A 23,302-nucleotide genomic window follows, 5' to 3' on the forward strand; every position below is an offset into this window, starting at 1 on the left:
TTAGCGACACAGCCAGTCAGAGCCAGCTCCTTTTGTCGAACGGGTCGAGTTTCGTGGCCGCAGACTGGACCAAGATCGGCCTTACCGGCATCTCGACACTGGTCGGAGATTATAACGGCGACGGCCGCGACGATGTCTTCAACTTCGCGAACACAAGCAGCACGGCGCAAGTCTACTTGACGGAGACTCCAAACACCGTTCTGACGGGGACGACCGGTTCTGTAGACAATTTCCATTTCAGTGGCGGCGACCACACGATCTTGAACTTCGACGCGGGCGGCACGATTGACGATGTTGTGACCATCCCGATCACATTGGCGCCGACTTACGACTACATTGTCAACCATGCGGAACAGGTTGGGCTCGATGTGGGAGTGACGTTCGCCGATGGGAGTCATCTCACGTTCGATCATCTTCTTCTGAGCCAACTATCGTCGAGCAACTTCCATCTGACATGATATGTAGGGCGATGGTTCCATGCGCCCGCAGTGTGGTAGATCGGAATCGGCATGACTGAGCACGCTCGTTTTCGGCGCCCTGCCATGTGTTTGCGTGCGGCGGTAGTCGCTGCCTGCGCGGCGTGGGCGTCGCCAATGGCGGCCGTAGCCATGTCCCTTCAAGCAGCACAGGACGCGGTAACGCAGGGCACGACCCTGGTCTTCCGGGTGACGCAGGAAGTCGGTGAGTTGCGTCGCAGCAGCCGCTACATCGTCCGACATGATCGGGCGTCCGGCGAAATCATTGTCTCCGATCTGACGTCGCGGCGCTTCCTCCACGCACCTGTCTCCGCCGATTCGCTCGCTACCGGGCTGACATTGTGGGGCGAGCATTTCCTGTGGGATGCAGGCGAGGGCGGTGCCTGCCTGCATCAGGCCAAGGCGAAAGAGGCGAGATGCTCGGTCCTTATCATCGGACCGCTTGTACCTGATGCGCTTTCTGTGCAGGGAGATCTGGTGGATATTGCGGCCGATCGCCTGATTGCCCAGCTGAAACTGCATTTGTCCAATCCGCAGGGGGTCATTGATCGGGGGCGGTCCTGTCCACGAAATCCCGCCTTGAACCAGACGCACGTGGCGGATCGTTTCCTCGCGGATGCATTGTACTTCAATGGTCAGGCGCTTCCTTACATCACGAATGTTGCGCAGCGCACATCGGCGGAAACGTTGGTCGACGCTGCGATCAATCGACTGATCACCACCGTCCGGCCGAGCGCACGCACCACTTACACTGAGTGCTATGGCGGCTTGGACCTGATCACACCGCTCCAGGTTGCGCGTGCGCTGGACGCGATGAACCGTCTGCGACCCGACCCGAGAATCCGCGACTATCTCCGACGGATGTGGCAGACCGTTTTGCAGGAAGGGGCGATTGAAACGTATGGCGCTAGGAATGCCATGACCCGGACCAAGTTCGCGAATGCGTTCGCGGCTTACCTCCACATTGCAGCCATCATGGAGTCGATAGGCGTGCACGCCCTTCAGCCCTTTACGCGCCACGGGCTCGACCTACTGCTGGCGGAACAGACCCAGCGGCCCAAGCAACCCTGTTTGGACGCCACCGGAAGCTACGCGCTGGCTTTCGGTGGGTGGCCGCATTCGGATTCTGAATGTTCGCAGAATGTCGGCTATCACGACTTTATCGTCGGAGGGCTGATCGCGGCTCACGAATACTATACCCGCACCGGGGCCTGTCAGAGAACAGTGGCCGATCTCTGCCATGGCATTGAGCACAGCCTGGACAATGCATTGGACTGGATCAATAGCCTGAAGCAGGGGCCAGGCAAGGCTGAGCTCGTCGACCGGGCACCAGGCAGCAGTAATGTTCAATCCAAACCAGGCTCGGGTAATGTCGTCGCCAGCGCAACCGGCTTCAGGATCATGGCGTACCGCCGCACGATGAGTCCCGATGTCAGGGCCACTCTCCTATTGGCGCTCCAGGAAGCTATCCGCAGCCGTCCGAATCACCTGCCGATCGCGGCCTATCTGCGATCAGTGGCATTCGCTCCGGCGCGAATACACTGATCTGCCAGATCTTTCTTTGGAGGGGAATGGCTCGGCCTGACCCTACGAATCAAATTTGCTGAACTTGAGAACTTGACGCACAGAACTGCGGCGTACTCTCTTCGCTTGTTTAGTCTCGTCAGCGGCACATACGCACATACAATCATGGTGATATCATCTGCGGCATAGTGCACCGGCAGCAAGTGGCAAATCGACCGGCACGCCCGACAGTTGAAGGTCTAACTCTCCTCACTTAAATGGTGGCGGAAGTTTGCCTCTCGCGGCGAGAATGTCGAACACCTTTCTCGCTCCGTCGTAACTGAGGTGCCCACTGTCACGGTAAACAATGACACCATCAATAAGCGTGTGACACACGACCTGATTACAGAGGCCGTCCGCAAGTCTAACTATTGTGGCGCCAGCCTGAGATGCAGATTGCATGAGTTGTTCGATGCCGGATGAACTGGCGTGAAACAAAGGAGCTGATTGGTCGCATTGATAATACGTCATCTTACCGGCTGCTGCTCGTTCGCTGCAAAGTAAATTGCTCTTGTCGACGCCGGGTGGTGGCTCGACCACGACCACCTCCTTGCCAGCACTCTTCAGTCGCTCGATCTGATGGAAGAATAGCTTTTCAGTAGTCGCCAAATCGGACGGCTCGATCAGGACGGCTCCGTCTGCATCTCGTCGCATCATCTTGAAGTCTGGCTTGGTATACTGCCAAAATGAGGCGGCGAGGATCACGGTTCGAATTTGCGGGTCTTGAAGAATGAACCGTTCTACTCCGTCGTTAAACGCGATGCAGTATTTTGCGATCAGCGAAGGATCATCGTATGTGGGATTGTAAGGGGCGTAACCGATGAAGGGCGGACAGGCGCTGTACGTAGCTTGCACAAGACCTTCGGGCAGATAGTATCGCGCGCCAGAAGCTGCAACCATTGCGTAAGAATCACCCCAGACCACGGCAGTTGGCGCATCTGATGTGCGGCACGCCGCTTTGTTCTCGAACACATAGTTATCGCAGGCGCGGTCTAGACCATGGTTCGGTCGCTTGAGATAAGCGGTGTCAATGCCACCACCGGCGTATCGTTGTGCGGCGACCTGAACGGAAACGATGACGGCGCTCATAAGGATGGCTAAGGCCGCAACGTGAGGTGAGTGAATCTTCAAACGTCGGGATGGCTGTTCAACGAATAAGTATAGTCCAAACGCCAGCGCGATAGAGATTGCCATGCCAGTCGCGCGGATTGGCATTGAGACTTCTGTGCCAAAAGCATCGTTCATAAAGACGACGACGGGCCAGTGAACGAGGTAGAGTGAATACGAAATATCCCCCAGCTTTACGAGGCCGATCCGGCTGAGGAGCAGTTTCGCAACCGATGCTTTCTCGCCAAGTACGATGGTCAGCGTGGCGCAGCAAATTATGAGCGCGTCGATGCCGGGATGTGGTGTTCCCGTCCCGACGATAGGGAGCGTGACAACGGCAGCGAGTCCTGGCCAATACGCGAGTGAGAGCCATCGAGGGCGTCGTACGGCGAGGGCTCCGAGTGCTCCCAGCATCAGCTCCCATGCTCTCGTTGGGAGCAGATAGAATGCGGCCGTTGGGCTAAACAGCCCAACGCATAGACATGCGATAAAACTGGCGACTCCAACACCTGCGACTATGGGCAAGCGTCGCTCTTTCGGAAGGAGAACAAGGAGTGCCGGAAAAAGAAGATAAAACTGCTCTTCGATTGCGAGTGACCAAAGATGAAGCAATGGTTTGAACCCAGCTGAGACATCGAAGTAGCCGACGCTCTGCCAGAGCACAAAGTTGATCGTGTAAGTGATCGCTCCCCAAACCTGGATCGTGAGCGATGCCATCTCCACGGAATCGAGAAACCAGATTGCCCCAATCGATGTCAGAAGGATCGTTACATAGGCCGCTGGCAATATCCGTTTGGCCCGACGAGCGTAGAATCCAGCGAACGTAAATTGGCCGAGGTCGATTTCGCGGGCGATGATCTGCGTGATCAAGAAGCCAGAGACGACGAAAAAAATATCGACTCCGAGGAAGCCGTGGTGAAAGGGACCGACCTTAAAATGGTCGAGTACCACCAATCCAACGGCAATCCCTCGGAGAGCCTGAATATCTGCGCGATGTTTGGCCAACTGCCCCAGTCCTACCAATCGTCGTCTTTCAGCGTCAGAGCGTAGCAAAGTGCGATGCTATTATTCGCCTGGGCTTGAATCGATGACGCTGGCAACGATTCGTTTTTGCTTCTCTTCGTCGAGGTAGGCATGCATTGGCAAGCTAATTACTTCGCGTGCCAAGGTTTCACTAACTCTCAACCCTCCAGGAGCGGTCGGGAAGTGTCGATAACCTGTCTGCAAGTGCAGCGGTATGGGATAGTATATGGCTGTCGGAATTCCCGCCTGCCTCATTCGTGAGGCAAAGCGCTCGCGCTGACGCACTTGGATAGTATATTGTGCCCAGACCGAAAAAGAACCGTCCGGAACGAGCGGTGTTTTCACGAAATCGCCAAGGGCGGCAGTATACCGGCCGGCGATCAGGTCACGTGCAACAATCTCCGATGGGAAGATCGAAAGCTTCTCGATGAGAACTGCGGCTTGAAGCGTGTCCAGACGGCTGTTCATGCCAATGCGCACGTTATCGTATTTGTCACTGCCTTTTCCATGCACAGCGAGCGAGCGAACGAGACGCGCCATTTCGTCATCGTCCGTAAAAATTGCCCCGCCGTCTCCGTAACAACCTAACGGTTTTGACGGGAAAAAACTCGTCGTTGTGTACTTCGCAAGCGTTCCCGTCATGCGCCCATTGTATCGCCCGCCAAAACTTTGTGCTGCATCGGCAATCACAAAAAGATTATACTCTTCGGCGAGCTTGTTGATTGCGTCGTAATTTGCAGGAAGACCAAACAGGTCGACCGAAATAATCGTACGAGGCCTCAAGCCCAGCCGCTTGGCCTCGCCGATCGCGTTCCGGAGGCTATCTATGTTGATGTTAAACGTGTCGTCACACACATCAACAAAAACAGGGGTCGCCCCAAGCAGCGGGGCGACTTCAGCTGTCGCGACAAACGTAAAAGCCGGAACAAATACAGCATCGCCCGGTCCAACCCCCTCGGCCATCAATACAAGGCTAAGCGCGTCCGTCCCATTCGCACAACTGATTACATGACGAGCACCGCAAAACTCAGCAAGCGCCTTTTCGAGCGCTTCCACCTCCGGCCCTGAAATAAACGCCCCATGCGCCAATACTCGCGCCATGGAGTTAGGAATGCGCTCCCCCAAAGCGGCAGCCTGTGCCTTGAGATCGATAAAGGCAATCGTCATAGGGCCCCTTTCTCCGTATCGAATTGGAACTCAGCAGAACTCCCCTGAGGATAGCTATCCAGCTGGATTCGCTATCATCAGACCTAAGCTCGCAATTGAATTTTGTTTGCGGAAAAACGGAAGAAGCTTACCAGGATGAAGCAACACCGCTCCAGCAAACGAGACATCGCGCAGAGCACGCCGCCGGCTTCCACGTCTAAACAGCTTCGGAGACTACTCCTTCTACAAATCTCTCGATGAGGCGATTTCTGTTTTCAATCTTAAACTCTTCCGGAAGAAGGGGGCGAGGAATAACTGCAGAGCAGTTGCCGACCAATGCTCTCAGCGCACCAGCAAGCGATTGTGCATCACCGGCTTGGTAGAGAATGCCAGCATTCATCGCCTTCACAACCGCCGCGATCTCTTTCAAGTCGGGCGCAACAACTGGCAGCCCGGCACCCAGATAGTCTATCAACTTTGTAGGAACGGCTCCATCGAACAGAGGATCACTTTTCAGCGTGCACAGACCAATGTCGGAAGCCGCGAGCATGTTCATTGTTTCTGCCCTCGATATAGGCTCAACAAATTGGAGATTGTTCAGCTCGCGCGCCCTCGCGTTAACACGGTCCCGATATGCTCCGTCTCCCATCACAACGATGAGAAGCTTACTCTGATCAATTAGCTGAGCCGCGGCTTCCAGCAATGTTTCGATATCTTGTGCATGGCCAATTGTACCTGCAAAAATCGCAACACACTTTCCATCCCACTCGCGCTCCCGCCGTATGACAGCACGGTTTCCAATCGCTTGTGAGGGCGAAATTGGTGAGACTGCACAACGAGCAACGGTGATTGGCGCTTTAACTTCATACCGCTCCTGAATCCACCTCGAAATTCCTTGGGTCAGACCGACGAGTCCGTCGCTGTGGCGATACAGAAATGCCTCCATAGCTGCCGTCCACGCTATGAAGCGCTTGTTGCGGATGAGGCCTAACGCAATTGCAGATTCCGGCCAAAGGTCACAGATTTCCAGAACAAATTTTGCGCCAGTGAGGCGTGCCCATAAAAGTGCGGGAAATGTCGGAAAGATGGGGGGGCTTGACGCATAGATCAGGTCGACCTTTCCCATCCACACGAGGGTAAACATCGACGACAATGAAAACGCAAAAAAGCTCAAAAGGCGACTTAGCAAATCGGCGCCTTCGTCGGACCCGGACCACGTGCGCCGTATCGAATAGCCGGATGGCATCTGCCGAAATCTAGGTGCTTTTTGCCTTCCCATTCTAATGTAGCGACCGGCAATCACCGTCACCTCGTGACCAGACATGGCAAATTGCTCAGCCATAGAACTGAGCAAGGGAAGCCCCGGCTGATCAGGCTCCTCAAAATACTGCGCCAGGATGACAATTTTCATGACTGCGCCTCGCGGCCGCCTGCGCTGGCAAGATCGCGAACAATGGAGAAATACTGCTCACCCTCGCGTTCCCAGCAAAGCTCACAAGCCGCTTGCTCCAGGCTAATCTCCCATTCCAGCTTCCGAGCGGCCGATATCTCCAGGGCTTCCTCAATCAGACAGGCGAATCCGCCTGCATCATCCGTATTGCCAACAAGACCGATCCCGTACCCCGTAACAATTCTCCGAATCTCCGGCAAATCAGTTGCGATGATGGGCACGCGTGCCATGATGAATTCGAAAAGCTTGTTCGGCGTGCATAGCTCCATGTTGAGGCAGTTCGCGCGGTAGGGAATGACGCCAAAATCGGCTCCCCTTGTCATGTCGAGAAGTTCGGCTTGCGGAACGGCCGGGTGAAACCGGACACGGTTCGTGACCCCGGCCGAACGAGCTCGTCGTTGAAGAGGCAACAAAGCCGGACCGTCTCCGAGCACCACCAGCATCGCATTCTTGTCGCGCACACGTCCGAACGCATCTACCAACGTTTCGATGTTCCGGCTAAGGGTCAGCCCCCCCTGATAAAGAAAGACTGTCGCTTCAGCAGGAATATTAAGCTTTACGCGAAGGCGCCTACGATCACCCTCAGAGCGGGCTCGCTGGTATCGTTCGGCGTTTTGAACCACAATCGGGTCGCTGATACCATAACGCTTCGAAATTTCACGCGCGATTGACGGATTAACGGTTACGACGGCATCCGCTTCCCGGATGTGGCGCCGTTCCACGTCACGCCACAGACGCTTCTCCCAGGTCGAGAACTCCTGCTCTGGATAGAGTTCATGGCTATCAAACAAGATTTTGCCGCCGTGCAAGCCGCGCGCGGCCGCTGCGACAGGCAGCATGGGTAAGTCGTGCGCAATGTAAACCCTGGCCACGGCACCTTCGAGCGCAGGCGCAAAGAGGGAAACAAACGCGTGCTCAGGTCTTCGTATTACCCGCCAAGTGAGCCAACGAAGCACCTCCCGCGGCAAGGGAATCCGGTCCCTGACGAATCGGTATATGCGCAAGCCCGCCCCATGAACTCCAGGCGCTCGATCGCCAATTCGTTGGATCCATTTCGGCTCGTCAAGCGGTGCACCATCCGCCGGCGCGAGCAAGCGAACAGTCAGCCCGCGTGCCATCAACATCTCAGCCGCAAGCACGATCCGTCGATCGATTTGACGGTCCATCGCGAACATGACCACGTCATTGGGCATCAGATGAGCGCCTCGACCAGCACGGTAGCAATCCGCTTTGCGGCGTCGCCCTCGCCATATTCGGGAATGTCAATCCGGGAAGCTGACGGTGCCTCCGACGTCCAAAGTCGGTTCCAGCCGGCGTCTACGGTTTCGACCCATTCTGTGTCCGTCCGTAACGTGACACACGGCTTGCGATGAAAGTACGCCTCTTTTTGCAAACCGCCCGAGTCGGTGAAGACGCTGTCACAATTTTCGAGCAACTGAGCCATATTGAGATAGCTCACAGGCGGAATGGCCATCAAGCCATCGAAATCAAGATTAAAACGCAACGCCGCTGCGCGGGTCCGCGGATGAAGTGGCAGCACGACTGGTCGCTTTGATGCCTCCGTCCTCAGATACGCCAGCACCTTTGTCAGCGCCTCTGGTGTCTCCGTGTTGTCAGCCCGGTGCACCGTCGCCAATGCGTACGCACCGGGGACGAGCGACAGCCGCTCGACAATATGGGATTCAGCACGTGCACGACGCGACGCGTCAAGAGCCGCATCGTACATAACATCGCCGACATGCAGTACCCCTGCCGTAATGCCCTCGCTGCTCAAGTTCGCTACAGCAGCATTTGTCGGACAGAATAGCCAGGTGCTCATGTGATCTGTCAGTACACGGTTGGTTTCTTCCGGCATCCTCCGATTGAATGATCGCAGTCCGGCTTCTACGTGCGCAATGGGAAGATGCAACTTGGCAGCAGCGAGGGCACCAGCGAGCGTCGAATTGGTGTCGCCATAAACAAGGACGATTGCGGGTCGCTCCTTTAGCAGCACGGCTTCTATGCCGGCCAGCATGCGCCCCGTCATTTCGCCATGTAGCCCACCATTGATGTTCAGACGGTATTGAGGCTGAGGAATGCCAAGCTCACGAAAGAAGATCTCGGACATGTCCTCATCAAAATGCTGCCCCGTATGAAGCATAACTTCGCTGAGGCCCGGCGTTGCCGCGATCGCTCGCGAAACGGCGGCGGCTTTTATGAATTGAGGTCTGGCCCCAACAACTGAAAGAATTGTCCGAGTCATTTCTTGTCCGTTTTATTCGACCCTTCCGCGGTCAATTGGAGCATCTTCTGCTCTGCGGTCGCGCGTCGCGTTTCGAGTTCCTCAGCTTGTTGCATGAGCAGTTGTACCCGACGTTCGGCGTGATCGCGCTTTGCCTCCAGCTTCTCCGCAAGATCCAAGAGTAGCTTAATTCGAACTTCTGCCTCATCTCGCTTGGTCTCAATCTCCGCGCTCAAGGCAAGGAGTCCTTCAATCCGCTCTTCTCCCGTCGCGAGTCTCCTCTGCAGTGCCTCAATTGTGCGCGACAACTCCTGCACCCGAAGCTCCGCCTGACTCCGCCTCCCTTCCACATCCGCGCACAGTTCAAGAAGCCCTTGGATTCGGGCCTCCCCCGCGGCACGCCTGTTTTCGAGGTCCTCCGTAACTTTCAATAGCTCTTGCACGCGACCTTCGACTTGATCTCGACTCGCTTCGAGCTCCGACGTGAGGCCGAGAAGCATTTGTATCCGAGACTCTCCAGCAGCACGCTTCTCTTCAAGCGCTTCACTAAGCTTCAATAGTTCTTCGATACGACGCTCGAGATCTTCGTGTCGTGGCCCGTTAAGCGCCTCGGACAGCCAGGGAGCCATCTCCCCATCAAAGGTCATTGATCCCCACGGTTCCGTCAGTTCGGCGATCCGCAGGAGATAGCCGAACCGCGACGCGGCGACAGACGGGACGGCGCACCAACCTTCGCTCGATGCCTCCAGCGGAACATCGCGCTGAAGGTTCGGGTCGTGGAGAGTCAGGGAAGCGTTGGGCATAACGCGAATACGTGACGGCAGGCGCGGTAAAAACATTGCCGACGTATTGGCGATGTCCGGAACGAGATAGGTCGCCCGTGCATAATTTTTTGGATCGTTGACGATTGCGAGATCACTTCGCGAAACCCGCGATGGTAGGGCGCCCGGTGGGTCGCGATCCTCTTCCGCCGGCGGCTGCGACTTTGAGTCGATCGTCTTGTCGAACAGCATGACGACCTCGGAACGGTTTGGCCACGCGATCCGCCCCGAAATGGCCAAGGCATAGTGAAGCGATTCAAGCCGCCGCTCGATGGATGCAGCCAGCTCCGACTGCTCCGGATGATAGGCCGCTCCGCACTGAGGACACTGCGCGTGTTCGAAGCCATAGTAACGGCCGTTGGCGAGATGCAGAAGCTCGACGACGAGAGGCGAGCTCCAGCGCCAGCGTGCGCCGCAAAACGCATGCTCAACAACACCGGCTTGCCCCTCCCACGACTTGGCTAGTTCTTGGGCAGAATAGGAGCGCTGGTGCAAATGCACATGGAAGGATGCTTTACAGGACCGGCACTCGACCGTCGCCGCATCAAGAATTTCATTGTAGGGAACGGCTACAAGTATCCACCGCGACGAGACGCGAAAGAGTTCGCTAAGCGCTCGGGCATACGACGTGTCAGGAATATGCTCCAGCACATCCGTGGCGAGGACCAGATCGAACTCGCCGTCGCCGAATGGCAGGTTCGTCAAATCGGCTATCTTTGTTGGGCAACGCACGTGAGCCAATGCGGCCTTTGAGATATCGCAGCCCTCAATGTGGCGATCTGCAGGTAGGTGATTGGTGATAGCGCCGTTTCCACAACCTGCATCCAAAATGCTGCGCGCATCCGCTGGGATCATGGCCAGCACGGTGTCACGAACATCCCTTGCCGACGCGCCGATATGTTCGCCCCAAAGCGCATCTTGCTCGTAATAGGAAACGGAGTCAGCTCTCGTCATCGCATGCACATCTACTTGAGGGGATGCCAGACAGCGTCATGCAGGAAGTCGCCAGTTTCAAGGCCTCGCCCCGCTGGGCTCATGACCTTGAGTCGGAATCGTCGGTCGAGCACGTGCAGCGGCTCGGCACCGCTACGGTGTTCATCGTGGAGATTCCTGAATATTCCAACGGAAACGATGTACTCCATCGCTCCAAGTCGGATCGGCAGCAAGGCGACCCGGTCACGATGCCGTCCCGCGGATCGATGCGACGGTGGACTAACGAGTTGCGCGGCGCAGCGACCATCCATTCTGTAGATCGCTAAGACCAGACGACAGTGCTCGATCGCCTTCAATGCCTCCCACTCTATGTCTACCGCAGCCGCCTCTCCGCAGATGAACGTTCTGCGCTCCTCCTGCTCGTCATCATCGGGTGAAAAGAAATGCACTTTGTCGATCTGTACATCGCCCTTCCCGTAGGAGTCGCCCTCCACAACGTGATCTTCGCTGATCTTCACATCCGTTTCTTGCTCCGCTGCGGGCGACAAAGGAGAAAGATCGGCCGGCAACCTCAACCGCTCAATCTGCCAGGCCCCGTCCACGGATGGAGAGAGGGGGCCGGCCAACGAATAGTTTTCGCCGATCGTGAACTCGACGCGCACTTCCTCGCCAGCCTCCGCGGCGTGTTCGATCTCGATAACACCGGAAGCCGCAAGTTCGAAAGGAAGCCGGATTGCGAACGGGGCGTGGAAATAGCGTCCGCTTTCGTCCGCGAACTCGCGCCAGGTCGTGCTGTCAGGTCCGATTTTCGGCGCCGACCAGTTCGTATAACCCGGCGCATCGTTCAGGTATATTGCCTCACCCGGGTCATTATCCCGAGCGTCGCCGAGCTGGACGGAGGCTTGTTCCCGTCCGTCCAGCAGGAGTCGCAATGAGCGGATGCGATGGCGCTTCTTCGGAGCAGAAGGCGCGCCGGTGACAAATCGTCCTGTTACCAGATGCCCTTCCTGATCAGAAAGCGCGCTGGGTACCTTGGTGATCTCTGCCGCCTTTAGCCGCCCATCCTCGCGCTGCCGTACCGCCGACATATAGGACTTGCACAGCGTCAGCGTGTCTCCCTCAGCCTGTAAACGTCCGCGATCAATCCAAACGGCTCGTTCGCACATCATTTGCACAGAGGCGAGGTCGTGCGAAACCAATAACAGCGTCGCCCCGTTCTTCGTGAGCTCCTTCATTCTTTCCGTCGCCTTGATCGAAAAGTAGGCGTCGCCTGCACCCAGGATTTCATCGACGATAAGAATGTCGGGCTCGACGCTGGTAGCAACAGTGAAGGTGAGGCGCGCCTGCATGCCGGCCGAATAGATACGGAAGGGATGGTGAATGAAATCGCCAAGTTCGGCGAACTCTATGATCTCCTCGGCCTTTCTGTCCGCAACTTTGCCTGTCACGCCGAGATACGCGAGTGATGCACGCACGTTCTGGATGCCGGTGAGGTCGGGATGAAAGCCAGTTCCCATTTCCATGAGCGCGGTCACTCGTCCCTTAACCTGCACCGATCCGCTTGTCGGTCGTATCAACCCGGCAATCAATTTCAACAGCGTGCTCTTCCCAGCACCGTTGCGACCGATGAGACCAACCCGTTCGCCCCGACCGAGCAGGAAATTGACGTCTCTGAGCGCCCAGAAATCCCACGCGGTATCTCTCGGTACCGGCAAGCCCAGCGCATCCACCATTCGCCACCCCTTGGAGCGGAACAGGCGATAATGCTTGCTGACGTTTTTCAGGTCGATGACAAGATCAGACATGATCGGCTGCCATTGGCTTCAGACGCTGAAAGAAGTGATACGACAGGATAAACAGCGCGACCGATGCACCGCCGAATACAGCAAGCCCTTCTCCTGGAATGCGGCCGAAGTGGATGAGATCTCGATAGATCGAGATCATATAGTAGAGCGGGTTGACGACCATAACCGGCATCATTTCCGGAGGGATCATGTCATCGGTATAGCCTATTGGCGAAACCAGCATCAGAAACAAAAGGAGCGGCGACACCAGATTGGCGATGTCACGAAAGAAGATATTGAGAATGGACAGTGTCCAGATGATGCCGACAGTGAAGAAGAATTGAATTAGCAGAATAATTGGCAAGGCCATCTGCGTGATGCGTATCTCACCATTTGCGGCTAGGATTGCCAATAGCAGCACGAGCCCGACCAACATGGTGACCGAGGAAACGAGAACCGATTTCACAGCGACGAGCTCGACAGGGAAAATCGTCCCCTTCAGCAACGAGCGATTATCGATGAGGCTTCCGACCCCAGAGGACAGAGCTTCGCTAAATCCGAGAAAGGGAATGAGGCCTGAGAAAATAATGAGCGTGTAGTCAAATGAACTCTTGCCAGGGATACGAACCTGCAGAATGAGATTGAAGACGAGGCTGTAGAGTCCCAAAAATATAATCGGAAACAAGACCGTCCAGGCCATGCCAAAAACACTCGCGCCGTGGCGCTGGCGCAGGTCGTGCATCAGGGTAGCGAACACCATCCATCGGTTAGCCCAAATGAGACGAATGGGTGCCAGGAAGAACATCACCACCTTCTTCAATGCTGCATCCATCAAACTCGCCTTCGCTCGACGACCTCGTTCAATTGCGCATAGATCTCGATAAGCTTCTTTCCTTCGATGTCCCAATTGAGACGCATGCCGGCCGTACGCGCGGCCGCCTTGAGAGTCGCAAATCTCTCAGGATCTGCCAGCGCTTGCGCGATTGCTTCGGCGATCGACTTGGGTTGGTCGAGGTTGGTGATGACGCCAAAGCCGTGCTCCTCCGCAATGTCTCGTAGAAAAGGGAGATCGTTGGCGAGGAACGGTAGTCCGGCGACAGCGAACTCGAATAGCTTGTTGGGGCTGCAATAGAGGTGATTGAGGTCCACCGGTCGATAGGGGATAACGCCCAGATCCGCCTCCCAGGTGAGCTCTGCCAAGAGCTCCGGCTCCATCCGGCCCATGAAAATGACTCGGCCATCGTCCGTTCCTTGCTCCTGACTGATAGCCTTGAGTTGTGGTTCGCACTCGCCATAACCGATCAGCACAAGATGAATCCCCGTAAGGAAATGCGCTGCGGCTCGCACAAGCGCGTCAATGCCGCGCTCGGGCGACATCCAGCCCTGGTAGAGGACAATCTTTGCCTGCTCGGACAGTCCTAGTTGCGCCCGCAAATTCTTGACTGCTGGAACCGCCGGACCAGGAGGCGCGGCATTGAGCAACACCCTCGGAGGCAGGCAGCCGTAGTCGCGCGCCATGATCCCCGCAATGTAGGGATTGACTGTAATAGCCGCGTCCGCGGCATGTATGAACCGTCGTTCTCGGCGACGATACCGTCGCCTGACAGGCGCCGGGAGTTGCGCCTGCCCATGATAGAGCTCATGCGCATCGTAAACGAGAACGCAGTTGCGCCGTCGCTTTACATCCGCTCCAACACGGAGCAGCGGATAATCGTGAACGTGCAGGACATCGAACTGCCTCTCCAAGACCTGACGAAGCACAAAATGTTCAAAGCTTGTGAGCCCCGTGACGAGCGCGAGGAGCTTCTGGGTGGCTCGCCACAGATACGGCCAGAGCCTGTTATTGCGGTGGTTGACAAATCGCAGGAGCTTCTGAGCGCGTGTGTCATTCCAATCGTAGACGTATCGAGAAATAGGGATGCCATGCCATACAGACGTCTCGGCCTGCGGACATTCGAAACCGGCGAGGAGTTCAACCTGGTGACCGGCGTCGCGCAACGTCTCTGCTTCTTGCAATATTCGTCGATCGATCATCAGATGATCTGTCGTAATCATCAGAATCCGCAAACTACGCGAAGCGGGCACTTTGGTAGCTCGAGATGCAGGCCGGCCAGGAACCAAATCTCGATAGATCCCCGTCAGTTTCCTAGCCACGTTTTCCCAACTGTGCGCCTCGCGGAGCTGGATCGCCGCCTTCGACATGTCAAAGCTAGAATAGCCCTTGGCCATGTCCACTATTCCCGCGGCCAGGCCATCCTCGCTATTTTCCACGATGAGTCCGGTTTCACCGTGGATGACGAAATCCTCCGGACCTCCACAAGCCGTGGTCAGCACGGGACGACCGCAGGCCATTGCCTCTAACGCAACAAGGCTAAAGGTCTCAGTGTGACTTGAAACCACAAGAAAATCGTGAGCCCGCATGGTGGCGGCCACCTCGGGCCGCTTTCCGGCGGGCATGAAGGTCACGCGGTCATCGATACCCAGTCCCGCCGCTTGCTGGCGAACGGCATCGACCCCTTCCCCGCCGCCCATTACCGTCAATTCAAGGTTCGGCGCCTCTGGCAGCGCGCGCTTCATTGCCCTGATCAGGCGGTCCACACCTTTGATCGGACTTGGGTGGCCAACCCAAAGCATCCGAACCGCTGCGTTGCGATCTTCGACTGGAGGCGCCGAAAAGTATACGGTGGGATCAAAGCCATTGCCCAACACCTCTACCTTCTCGGCCACTTTCCCGAGTTCGGTGGCCATGTCGGCCTGTAGCGATCGACTGACGGCGAGCACGCGATCGGCGCGCTCTACTCCGGTCTTTGTGAAATGGCGATAGCCGGCATGGCCCGTCAGCACCGAAAAGGGTCCCGTATGCTCGGTCAGAACCACGGGACGGTCGAGGCGCTTGCCGATGCGAACCGCAGCGTGGCCATCTAGGAAGGATGTATGGGCGTGTATCAGATCAAACGGGAAGCGCGCACGCACCTGTTCGATGACGCGATTTGCGCCCTGCCAATAGGTGATGGAATGAATAAAATCGCGAAATATGCCGCCAACACAATACGGAAAATACATCACGGGCACGCCATCCCAGCGGTGCCAGCGAAGAGGCTCGTTCCGCCACACCTTCAAGGCCCGCGATATCGTGGCTGGCGCGTGGCTGGAGATCCAGAACGGCTCTCCCGACAGAACAACGACCTCGACGCCTCGACGCTGAAGGGCCTTGACCTGTTCATGCACAAAAATGCCGCCCGTAGGGTAGTGGTCCCGCGGATACATGTGAGAAAGGACGAGGATGCGGGTCGCGCTCATATGTTCGCCTGATCCTCAGAGAGCAGGCTTCGGTAATCCCCGGCGCGGTCATGAAATGCCTGAAACCACAGCTCGAGGCTCAGCAGGCCCCACGTCTTGCGTGAAAATGGCTGGGTCCGACCAAAATTGGCCAGCACGGCATCAGCGTTGATAAACGGTCTCCGACGCTCCTTCATCGTCGCGAAGATTTCGGAGATCATGCCGTTGAGAGGCCCCTCGAACCACTCCTTCAGGGGCACCGGAAAGCCCATTTTGTCGCGTCGCTCGAAAATTTCCGCTGGAATCTCATCCGCAAAAACTTCCTTGAGCAGATGCTTCAAACGTCCGCCGGAGAACTTGATGTCAGGCGGCAGCGTCGCGGCGAATTCGACCAGCGGATGATCGAGGAACGGCAGGCGGCTCTCCAGTCCGTGTGCCATGCTCATGCGATCCTCAACGGTAAGCAGACCGGGAAGCAGGCATTTGAAGTCAAAATGTGTCATGCCATCGAAATAGGCCTGCTTGCGCACATTCTCAGTATTGTTGAATATGGCGCGATAAGACTCTACCACAGGGGCTAGGTCGAGTTCGTCCCAGGCAATCTCCTCCTTCATATCGTTGGCACGATTGATGAGACGGAAGTAACGATCGTCCATCGCGCCAAACAGGCCTTCTCGCCAGAACTCGCGCATCAACGGCAAATAGTCGCGCAGCAATCCCAGATTGGGGACGATGGATTCAATTGTGACAAGAAAGTTGCCATTCTTGTAACTTCCGTCTATCGCCGCCTTGATGCATTGTTCGAAGTAGGCAAGCAGATAACGCGCATAGCCCCCGAAGATTTCGTCGCCGCCCTGACCGCCAAGCACAACACGCACATGCTGCGACGCCAACTTCGAAACCATGTACTGCGCAAAGGAGCCCGGACCCGCTACCGGAAAGTCCAGATGATAGATTACATCTCGGATGTGGCGGTGGAAGTCTTCGTGGCCAATGTCTTCGACATGAAGCATTCCGCCCACCGCGTCCGTCGCCGCTCGGGCGTACGTGCTTTCATCATACCCTGGATACTCAATGAATCGGCCATTGAAGGCATCCAGATCAGCGCCATTTTGACGAGCGGCGATGATCGCTAGAAGGCTGGAATCGACGCCGCCTGAAACATAGGCTCCCACCGGCACATCGCTGCGCAGATGCAGCCGCACGGAGTCTTCCATGATTTCCCGCAGCCGGCGCCGGAAATAGGATGGGCTGTGCTCGTGATCGATCTCGTACTGGACATCCCAATAGCGTCGAATCGAGACAACTCCGTTCTCGACCACGAGAGTGTGCCCTGGAAGCAGTTGCTTGATTCCGCTGAACAGCGTGGTTTCGCCGATACAGCACTGGAAGGTGAGATACTCGGCAAGAGCAGCTCGATCGGTTTCGATCGTCGGCAAGAACGGCAAAAGCGCTTTCGCCTCGGAGGCAAAATACAGATCGCCATTAACAATCGCGTAGTAGAATGGTTTGATACCAAAGCGATCGCGCGCACAGAAAAGTCGCTGCCGCCGCTCGTCCCATAAGGCAAACGCAAACATGCCGCGCAAACGAGCTGTACAGTCTATTCCCCAGTGATCGTAGGCTGCGAGGACGACTTCCGTGTCCGTCGCGCTGCGGAATTTCCAGCCATCCTGCAACTGCTCACGCAGCTCGACAAAATTATAGATCTCTCCGTTGTGAACCACGCAATCGCCCGAAGGCGCAGCCATGGGCTGGGCACCCGCTTCAGAGAGGTCGAGGATGCTCAGCCGGCGATGCGTCAGCCCCGCGTTCCGCCCCGGCGCAGTCCAGTTCCCATGCCCATTCGGTCCACGGTGAGCGATGAGCCGGCTCATCACCGACAGCTTCCGGTCCAGGTCCTGCAGCGGACCGCGGCCAAGACGCAGAATTCCAGCTATCCCACACATCGGTCAGCTTTCGCCGGTACATGTGAGGGAAACACCGTCCATCGAAGTCTTGTTTTTTGATAGGCGTGCATCGGGAAGCCAATTCCAACTTTCACAAAATTCTCGATTCAACAGACCATCCATCGGAGACCGTTTTGCTGATCGTCCGCCATCCCGATTGCTACACGAGCACGAGCTCCGCCGGTGGAACTGCACTCCAAAGACCAGAGTCCACAACATTTTTAGCTCCGGCCAGCATAGGCCAAAGCTCTACCCGCCTAGATGGAAGAGGCATTACCCCTGATCGAACCGACCGCAGCACAACATCGGTCAATATCTGCAGAACGAAGGTCCCCACCATCGAGCGCTACTTGCCGGAGAAACCCATCTGAGGACAACCCAGCCGTTGCAAATAGCGCTAGGACATTCCATAAATGCTGTCAATCATCAAGGTAGATCAAAATTACGCAATAATTCTAACGGTTTATGGGTAGTTCGCGAGCGTGGACTCCGTGATTGGAGCAGACTCAAAAAATCCGGCGGACGGGAGGAAGGCTTCTCAGAAGCAACGCTGCCAAGAACGAGAAACCCGTCGTCAGCATGAAAGTTAACACAATCTCGACCGACGGGTTGGCTATCGGCGTGCCTGCAAATCCATACGCTTTGCGTACAGTTTCCAACACCATCGGATGCAGCAAGTACACCAGCAAGGTTGAAGGCGCCAATTTCTCAAGATACCACGCCGTCGCCGTTGGAACGTTGACCGACAGCAGAAATCCGAAGATGCCGATAGCCGTGATGTAAGTCATGGGCGAAAAATATGTCCACGCGTACAGTGTCCAATTCCAGGACGCGCCTCGAAGCAATGCGCACACTTCGACCCAGATAGCGGTCATCAGATAACCAAGAACAAATAATCGCCAAAGCTGATGCTTAGCGAAGCGAAGCATCAGAAAACCGAGAACGAAATAGCCGACGTAGTCCCAGGCGAACGTCACTGCGTTTCTGGTATAGGAAAGCGTCGCCGTTCCACTCGTCAGCACAATGCAAGTGATCACACAGTACGCCAGAGTGGCTTGGGCGAGCGTTCGAGGGTTGAGACTACGCACGATGCTGCTGACGATCGGTGCGATCGCGTAGAGCCCGATCATCACAAACAAAAAATACAAGTGGAAATACGGCGCGCCGTTCACAGTATCCAAAAGATACTGCCCCCATGCAAAATCACCGACCACAAATGCCCGCCACAGACCGTACACGATAAGTGAAGTAAAAAGCACAATGAGCATTCGCGGGACTCGGCGGCTGCACGCCTCCTTCCACGTCACTCCCTTGCTCAGCAGGATTGCGCCACTGAGCATTACAAAGACAGGGACGGACCATCGCGTCGCGGAATTTGCGACGATCGCCTCGAACCAATATCGATGACTGATTTCTCCCGCCATGTAGGCATACACCGACCTCGCAGAAACATGGAGCAAGATCACCGCCAGGCAGGCGACGACGCGGATCAAGTCGAAATTTGAAGATCGTGAACCCGTATCCTCCAGCTTATCGTGTTGAGTCATGGCGTTGCGGCTCGTACTGGTATTGCGAAGAATGACGTACCTTCAGGCTGACGATCCCGTTGCAGGATAAGGGGGAGATCGCATGTGCTCCGGGCGATGGAATGCAAAGCCCTTTCCAACGACGACGTCAGGCCTTTACGATCCGATCGCGATTGTCCGACACGCCGGAAGTTGCATTTCGTGTATCGACGACGAGCTTGCTCCAATCCACAAGGGTCGGGTAGCTGACCCCGTCATGGTCGGTACAAATGAGGGCCACGTCGAAGCCCCTGATCGCCTTTTCGGTGAAGTCGATTGAGCGCATACCGGCCAGCGTCGCATGTTCCCGCGTATGGACGATGACCGGAACAAATGGGTCGTAATAAGCTACATTCGCCTTGCGCTGCCGCAACTGGTCAATGATCACCAGGGCGGGACTTTCACGCATATCGTCGACATTTTTCTTGTAGGCGACGCCGCAAACGAGAACGTGGGCACCATTGAGTCCCTTACCGAAACGTTCATCCAAGGCGTGAGAAAGGCGTGACACGATATGGTCGGGCATGGCCGTATTGATCTGGCCCGCTAATTCGATAAAGCGCGTGGCAATCGAGTATTCTCGCGCCTTCCAAGTCAAGTAAAAGGGATCGATCGGGATGCAATGCCCTCCCAAACCAGGCCCCGGATAAAATGGCATATACCCAAAGGGCTTGGTCTTGGCAGCTTCGATCACCTCCCAAATATCGATGTTCATCCGGCCGTAGACGAGCTTAAGTTCGTTTGCGAGCGCGATGTTGACCGATCGGAAAATGTTCTCGCTCAGCTTCACAGCTTCCGCCGTGGCACTTGACGACACCGGCACAACTTTTTCGACGATACTGCCATATACGGCCACCGCGAGTGTTTGGCTGGTGGAGTCGTCCGCCCCAACTACCTTTGGGATCTGGGAGGTCTCGAACTCAGGATTACCCGGATCCTCTCGCTCAGGAGAAAATGCCAAAAAGATATCTGCTCCGACCTTCAGCCCATGACGCTCCAAAATCGGCTGAACCACCTCCCGCGTCGTGCCGGGATAAGTCGTTGATTCCAATGAAATCAGATGCCCCGGGCGTAGATGCGGCAAAATACTCTCGGTTGTCGAAACGACGTAGGATAGATCCGGCTCGCGATATCGGGTGAGCGGCGTCGGCACGCAAATCAAAATGGCGTCCACCTCCTTTAGGCCGGAAAAGTCAGTCGAGGCCGAAAAGCTGCCGCTTGTAACCAGCGCCTCAACTTCGTGACCGGGAAAATGTCGGATATAGGAGCGCCCGGCATTAAGAGCATCGACTTTCGTCTGATCGATGTCGAACCCGGAGACCCGAAATCCCTTCCGCCAAAAGCCTCGCGCAAGTGGCAAACCAACGTAGCCAAGGCCGACGATGCCGACCGTGTAGTTTCTCTCATTGATCGCCTGGAGCAACTGCTCCAGCGCGACTAAACGAGATGCACGCTGTTCTGGATGGCACTCGAATTCGGTGCCTGGTTGCTTTGATGAATGCTGGATAGACAATTTTCACCCCGAGAAACAAAGATGAGGCGCTTCCGTCCCGCTCTCCAGCAGAAGTCCCCAGTCCAAAGAAATCGTGCCCTTCACTCGGTCGATTGTGGCGCCGTCAAGCTGCAACTGTCCAAGGAAGCCAAGTCTATAACTAGTTTGATTTACGTGAACAAGTCTCCTACGGATGTCGAGGAACCCTCTCGGAGGATAGCCGCCTCTGAGGCGGGGTTAACCCATGAGTTCCAGGTGCAGGTCGGACAGCTCCGGCCGGGGGTTCAAATCATCGCTTTGAAAGGTTGCCCAACAACAAGGATACTACTCTTGAGGAGGTCAACGGTGAAGGCTTGGGGCCAAGGAAGGCTGGCCATCGGAGCTTCAACATCATAGCCGCAACGGCTGCCTTTCCCTAGATGCCTCGCTGCGTACGGCTCGCCGCAAGATCTCCTAGGTAATGGGTCAGTTCAACTGGTTTCTTGCTTCCGCGAGCGCGGAGACTCATGCCTGCTGCAGCGCCGACGCCGACGACATACATCCAACCTTCTTGAAAATCGAACAGATGTGAATTCAGGACTGAGCTGCAGATGTTTTGAATCACAACAAGCGTGCCGATCCAGCTTGCGAACTCCTCTCCGCGGAAGAACCACAGGTGAAAGAGCCACATCGTATATAGCGCGATGATCCCTAAAGCGCCCCATTGAACCGCAACAGCAAGGGTTTGATTGTGAGGGTTGCCTATCACGACGGCAGAAAGCCCGGACTTTCCCTCAGCGTCGCGCTCGAACATGGTTTTGATCGAGCCGGTCCCGTGGCCGATCATAGGTGCATCGACAAAGAATCTGAATGATTTTTGCCAGTACTCGAGCCGCAGCCCCGTCGAGAGGGGCACGCCCTGCTTGTAGAGTTCGTACTCCGCCGAAATATTTTCGACACGGCTCCGCAAATATGACGAACTAAACCACACCGCGACCGCAGCCAACGAAACAAAGAACAGCAGGATCCATGACTGCCGGCGGTCGAGATGCTTAGCTGCGAAAACGATAACCAGCACGGGAAAGTAGATCAGAGCCGTTCGTGCGGCCGCAACGAACGCCAGGTTGAAGAAGAAGCAGAGCATCAAGGCGGCGCATGCAGCTGCGAGCGCATAGCGCCGCTGCCTGTAGAAGGAAACAGCGCACGGGGCGAGTGCGATCATACACAAGGCGAATTCTTGGGTCTGATCGATATAGTTTCTAACCGGCACTCCGGCAGCTGCAGCCGGATTCAGTTTCAGCTCGGGCGCAAACAAGACAATCCAGGACAGCCCCATCAGCAAGACGCAGGATGCAAGGAAAGCCTTGAACACTGCGTCACCGCGAGCTGAGTTCTGAAAATGATAGATCAGGAACGGTATCGCGAGCAGCTTGATCACTGGCCTGATACCACGAAGCACGTCTTGGGTGGGAACGTCGCCCCAGGTGATCCCGATGAGCGCAAGAAAGAAGATCGCAAGAGCTGAAAGACAGATCGGCCGAAACAGCAGATCCAAGAATTGCGACACACCGAACGTCGGCATCAGAAAAATCACTGCGACCAGCCATAGCGATAGCACGATCGTGAAGCCGGTCGTTGACCAGGGCAATGTGGCTGCAGCCAAGCACGCAAGGAGATCGGCGTTTAGAAGGCGAGCAGATGGATCGGACAACGCGCCAGCGGAAAGTTTGGTTGTTCCGGCAACGCTCTGCGCGGCCCTAGCCAGCGACGGTGTAAAGCGCTGACGAAATCCCCGCTGCCCATTTTTCCTGCTCAAGAATCGCATTCTTTCAGCAGATCGCCCTCGATGCGGTACCGTTCGCCCGTCGCTGGGCAGATCAAGTCGTCGCCCAACCGCTCCCCTGACCGACTGACCCAGCCGATGCGAACGGCTGGAACGCCGGCCATGAGAGCAAATGCTGGGACGTTCCGCGTCACCACGGCACCCGCAGCAATGAAACAATAGCGGCCGAGATCATGCCCGCAAACAATCGTCGCATTGGCCCCGATCGTTGCTCCTCGGCCGACGATCGTCTTGCGGAATTCAGCCCTTCTATTGATAAACGCACGAGGATTGTTGACGTTGGTAAACACACACGACGGGCCGCAGAATACATCGTCGTCCAGGTCAACTCCCTCGAACAGCGAGACGTTGTTCTGAATCTTGCATCCGTCGCCGACACGGACACGGGGGCCGATCATGACATTCTGACCGATCACACAGTCTTTGCCGATGGCCACCTCGCCGAGAACATGGCTAAAATGCCAAATGCGTGTCCCCTTGCCGATCGTGACGCCATCATCGACATAGGCACTCTCGTGGATAAAAACCTCTGCAAAGCTGTTATCGGCCGGCAACTGTCGTCCTCCATCTGCGCCGCTGGGCGGCATCTGCCAGTGCTATGAAACGCTCGATCTCTCTGTTCCGATCAAGTCATTGCTACGGGACTATTCTGTGTCAAGTTGACAGACCGA

At 56.2% G+C, this 23,302-nt stretch carries 16 protein-coding genes; 2 read left to right on the forward strand and 14 right to left on the reverse strand.

What is annotated here, in order from left to right; genetic code table 11:
* Both WN73_RS19560 and WN73_RS19565 read left to right on the forward strand, forming a co-directional pair.
* The coding region (locus WN73_RS19560; RefSeq protein WP_271554429.1) for a hypothetical protein at positions 1-458 on the forward strand (458 nt) is incomplete at its 5' end.
* A gap of 150 nt (positions 459-608) precedes the next feature.
* Entirely contained in the window at positions 609-2,021 is a 1,413-nt protein-coding gene (locus WN73_RS19565; RefSeq protein WP_271554430.1) for a hypothetical protein, read from the forward strand.
* Between the two features lie 228 nt (positions 2,022-2,249).
* Here the strand turns inward: WN73_RS19565 and WN73_RS19570 are convergent, their stop codons facing one another.
* The 14 genes from WN73_RS19570 to WN73_RS19635 all read right to left on the reverse strand — a co-directional run bounded on the left by WN73_RS19570 (position 2,250) and on the right by WN73_RS19635 (position 23,185).
* Positions 2,250-4,151: an acyltransferase family protein gene (locus WN73_RS19570; protein ID WP_271554431.1), complete on the reverse strand. Its 1,902-nt coding sequence runs from the start codon at positions 4,149-4,151 to the stop codon at positions 2,250-2,252.
* A gap of 60 nt (positions 4,152-4,211) precedes the next feature.
* Positions 4,212-5,336, reverse strand: coding sequence for a DegT/DnrJ/EryC1/StrS family aminotransferase (locus WN73_RS19575; RefSeq protein WP_271554432.1), 1,125 nt, complete (start codon positions 5,334-5,336; stop codon positions 4,212-4,214).
* Between the two features lie 196 nt (positions 5,337-5,532).
* Complete coding sequence (locus WN73_RS19580; protein ID WP_271554433.1) at positions 5,533-6,726, reverse strand: glycosyltransferase family 4 protein; 1,194 nt, start codon at positions 6,724-6,726, stop codon at positions 5,533-5,535.
* A complete protein-coding gene (locus WN73_RS19585; protein ID WP_271554435.1) occupies positions 6,723-7,958 on the reverse strand; it encodes a glycosyltransferase in 1,236 nt (411 codons plus the stop codon). The genes WN73_RS19580 and WN73_RS19585 overlap by 4 nt, the downstream gene beginning before the upstream one ends.
* Entirely contained in the window at positions 7,958-9,007 is a 1,050-nt protein-coding gene (gene wecB, locus WN73_RS19590) for a non-hydrolyzing UDP-N-acetylglucosamine 2-epimerase (protein ID WP_271554437.1), read from the reverse strand. The genes WN73_RS19585 and wecB overlap by 1 nt, the downstream gene beginning before the upstream one ends.
* Positions 9,004-10,761, reverse strand: coding sequence for a class I SAM-dependent methyltransferase (locus WN73_RS19595; RefSeq protein ID WP_271554438.1), 1,758 nt, complete (start codon positions 10,759-10,761; stop codon positions 9,004-9,006). The genes wecB and WN73_RS19595 overlap by 4 nt, the downstream gene beginning before the upstream one ends.
* A gap of 11 nt (positions 10,762-10,772) precedes the next feature.
* The gene (locus tag WN73_RS19600; protein ID WP_271554440.1) at positions 10,773-12,545 is read right to left on the reverse strand and encodes an ABC transporter ATP-binding protein; all 1,773 of its coding nucleotides are present in this window, start codon (positions 12,543-12,545) and stop codon (positions 10,773-10,775) included.
* A complete protein-coding gene (locus WN73_RS19605; RefSeq protein WP_271554442.1) occupies positions 12,538-13,356 on the reverse strand; it encodes an ABC transporter permease in 819 nt (272 codons plus the stop codon). The genes WN73_RS19600 and WN73_RS19605 overlap by 8 nt, the downstream gene beginning before the upstream one ends.
* Positions 13,356-15,824: a glycosyltransferase gene (locus tag WN73_RS19610; RefSeq protein ID WP_271554444.1), complete on the reverse strand. Its 2,469-nt coding sequence runs from the start codon at positions 15,822-15,824 to the stop codon at positions 13,356-13,358. The genes WN73_RS19605 and WN73_RS19610 overlap by 1 nt, the downstream gene beginning before the upstream one ends.
* Positions 15,821-17,752: an asparagine synthase (glutamine-hydrolyzing) gene (asnB, locus tag WN73_RS19615; protein ID WP_271554446.1), complete on the reverse strand. Its 1,932-nt coding sequence runs from the start codon at positions 17,750-17,752 to the stop codon at positions 15,821-15,823. Before asnB ends, WN73_RS19610 begins: the two co-directional genes overlap by 4 nt.
* A gap of 506 nt (positions 17,753-18,258) precedes the next feature.
* Positions 18,259-19,299, reverse strand: coding sequence for an acyltransferase (locus tag WN73_RS19620; protein WP_271554447.1), 1,041 nt, complete (start codon positions 19,297-19,299; stop codon positions 18,259-18,261).
* Positions 19,300-19,426: 127 nt separating this feature from the next.
* Positions 19,427-20,749, reverse strand: a complete 1,323-nt coding sequence (locus WN73_RS19625; RefSeq protein WP_271554527.1) for a nucleotide sugar dehydrogenase — start codon at positions 20,747-20,749, stop codon at positions 19,427-19,429.
* Between the two features lie 475 nt (positions 20,750-21,224).
* On the reverse strand, positions 21,225-22,604 hold the full coding sequence (locus WN73_RS19630; protein WP_271554448.1) for an O-antigen ligase family protein: 1,380 nt from the start codon (positions 22,602-22,604) through the stop codon (positions 21,225-21,227).
* Complete coding sequence (locus tag WN73_RS19635) at positions 22,601-23,185, reverse strand: acyltransferase (protein WP_271554449.1); 585 nt, start codon at positions 23,183-23,185, stop codon at positions 22,601-22,603. The genes WN73_RS19630 and WN73_RS19635 overlap by 4 nt, the downstream gene beginning before the upstream one ends.
* Positions 23,186-23,302 lie beyond the last annotated feature (117 nt).

This window comes from Bradyrhizobium sp. CCBAU 45394 (genome assembly GCF_028128655.1).
GTDB lineage: Bacteria > Pseudomonadota > Alphaproteobacteria > Rhizobiales > Xanthobacteraceae > Bradyrhizobium > Bradyrhizobium diazoefficiens.

Coding starts and splice junctions, on each gene's coding strand:
- WN73_RS19620 (WP_271554447.1), bottom strand. CDS start 19,299: ATGACTCAACACGATAAGCTGGAGGATACGGGTTCACGATCTTCAAAT.
- WN73_RS19580 (WP_271554433.1), bottom strand. CDS start 6,726: ATGAAAATTGTCATCCTGGCGCAGTATTTTGAGGAGCCTGATCAGCCG.
- WN73_RS19600 (WP_271554440.1), bottom strand. CDS start 12,545: ATGTCTGATCTTGTCATCGACCTGAAAAACGTCAGCAAGCATTATCGC.
- wecB (WP_271554437.1), bottom strand. CDS start 9,007: ATGACTCGGACAATTCTTTCAGTTGTTGGGGCCAGACCTCAATTCATA.
- WN73_RS19565 (WP_271554430.1), top strand. CDS start 609: ATGTCCCTTCAAGCAGCACAGGACGCGGTAACGCAGGGCACGACCCTG.
- WN73_RS19610 (WP_271554444.1), bottom strand. CDS start 15,824: ATGAGCGCGACCCGCATCCTCGTCCTTTCTCACATGTATCCGCGGGAC.
- WN73_RS19585 (WP_271554435.1), bottom strand. CDS start 7,958: ATGCCCAATGACGTGGTCATGTTCGCGATGGACCGTCAAATCGATCGA.
- asnB (WP_271554446.1), bottom strand. CDS start 17,752: ATGTGTGGGATAGCTGGAATTCTGCGTCTTGGCCGCGGTCCGCTGCAG.
- WN73_RS19575 (WP_271554432.1), bottom strand. CDS start 5,336: ATGACGATTGCCTTTATCGATCTCAAGGCACAGGCTGCCGCTTTGGGG.
- WN73_RS19605 (WP_271554442.1), bottom strand. CDS start 13,356: ATGGATGCAGCATTGAAGAAGGTGGTGATGTTCTTCCTGGCACCCATT.
- WN73_RS19595 (WP_271554438.1), bottom strand. CDS start 10,761: ATGACGAGAGCTGACTCCGTTTCCTATTACGAGCAAGATGCGCTTTGG.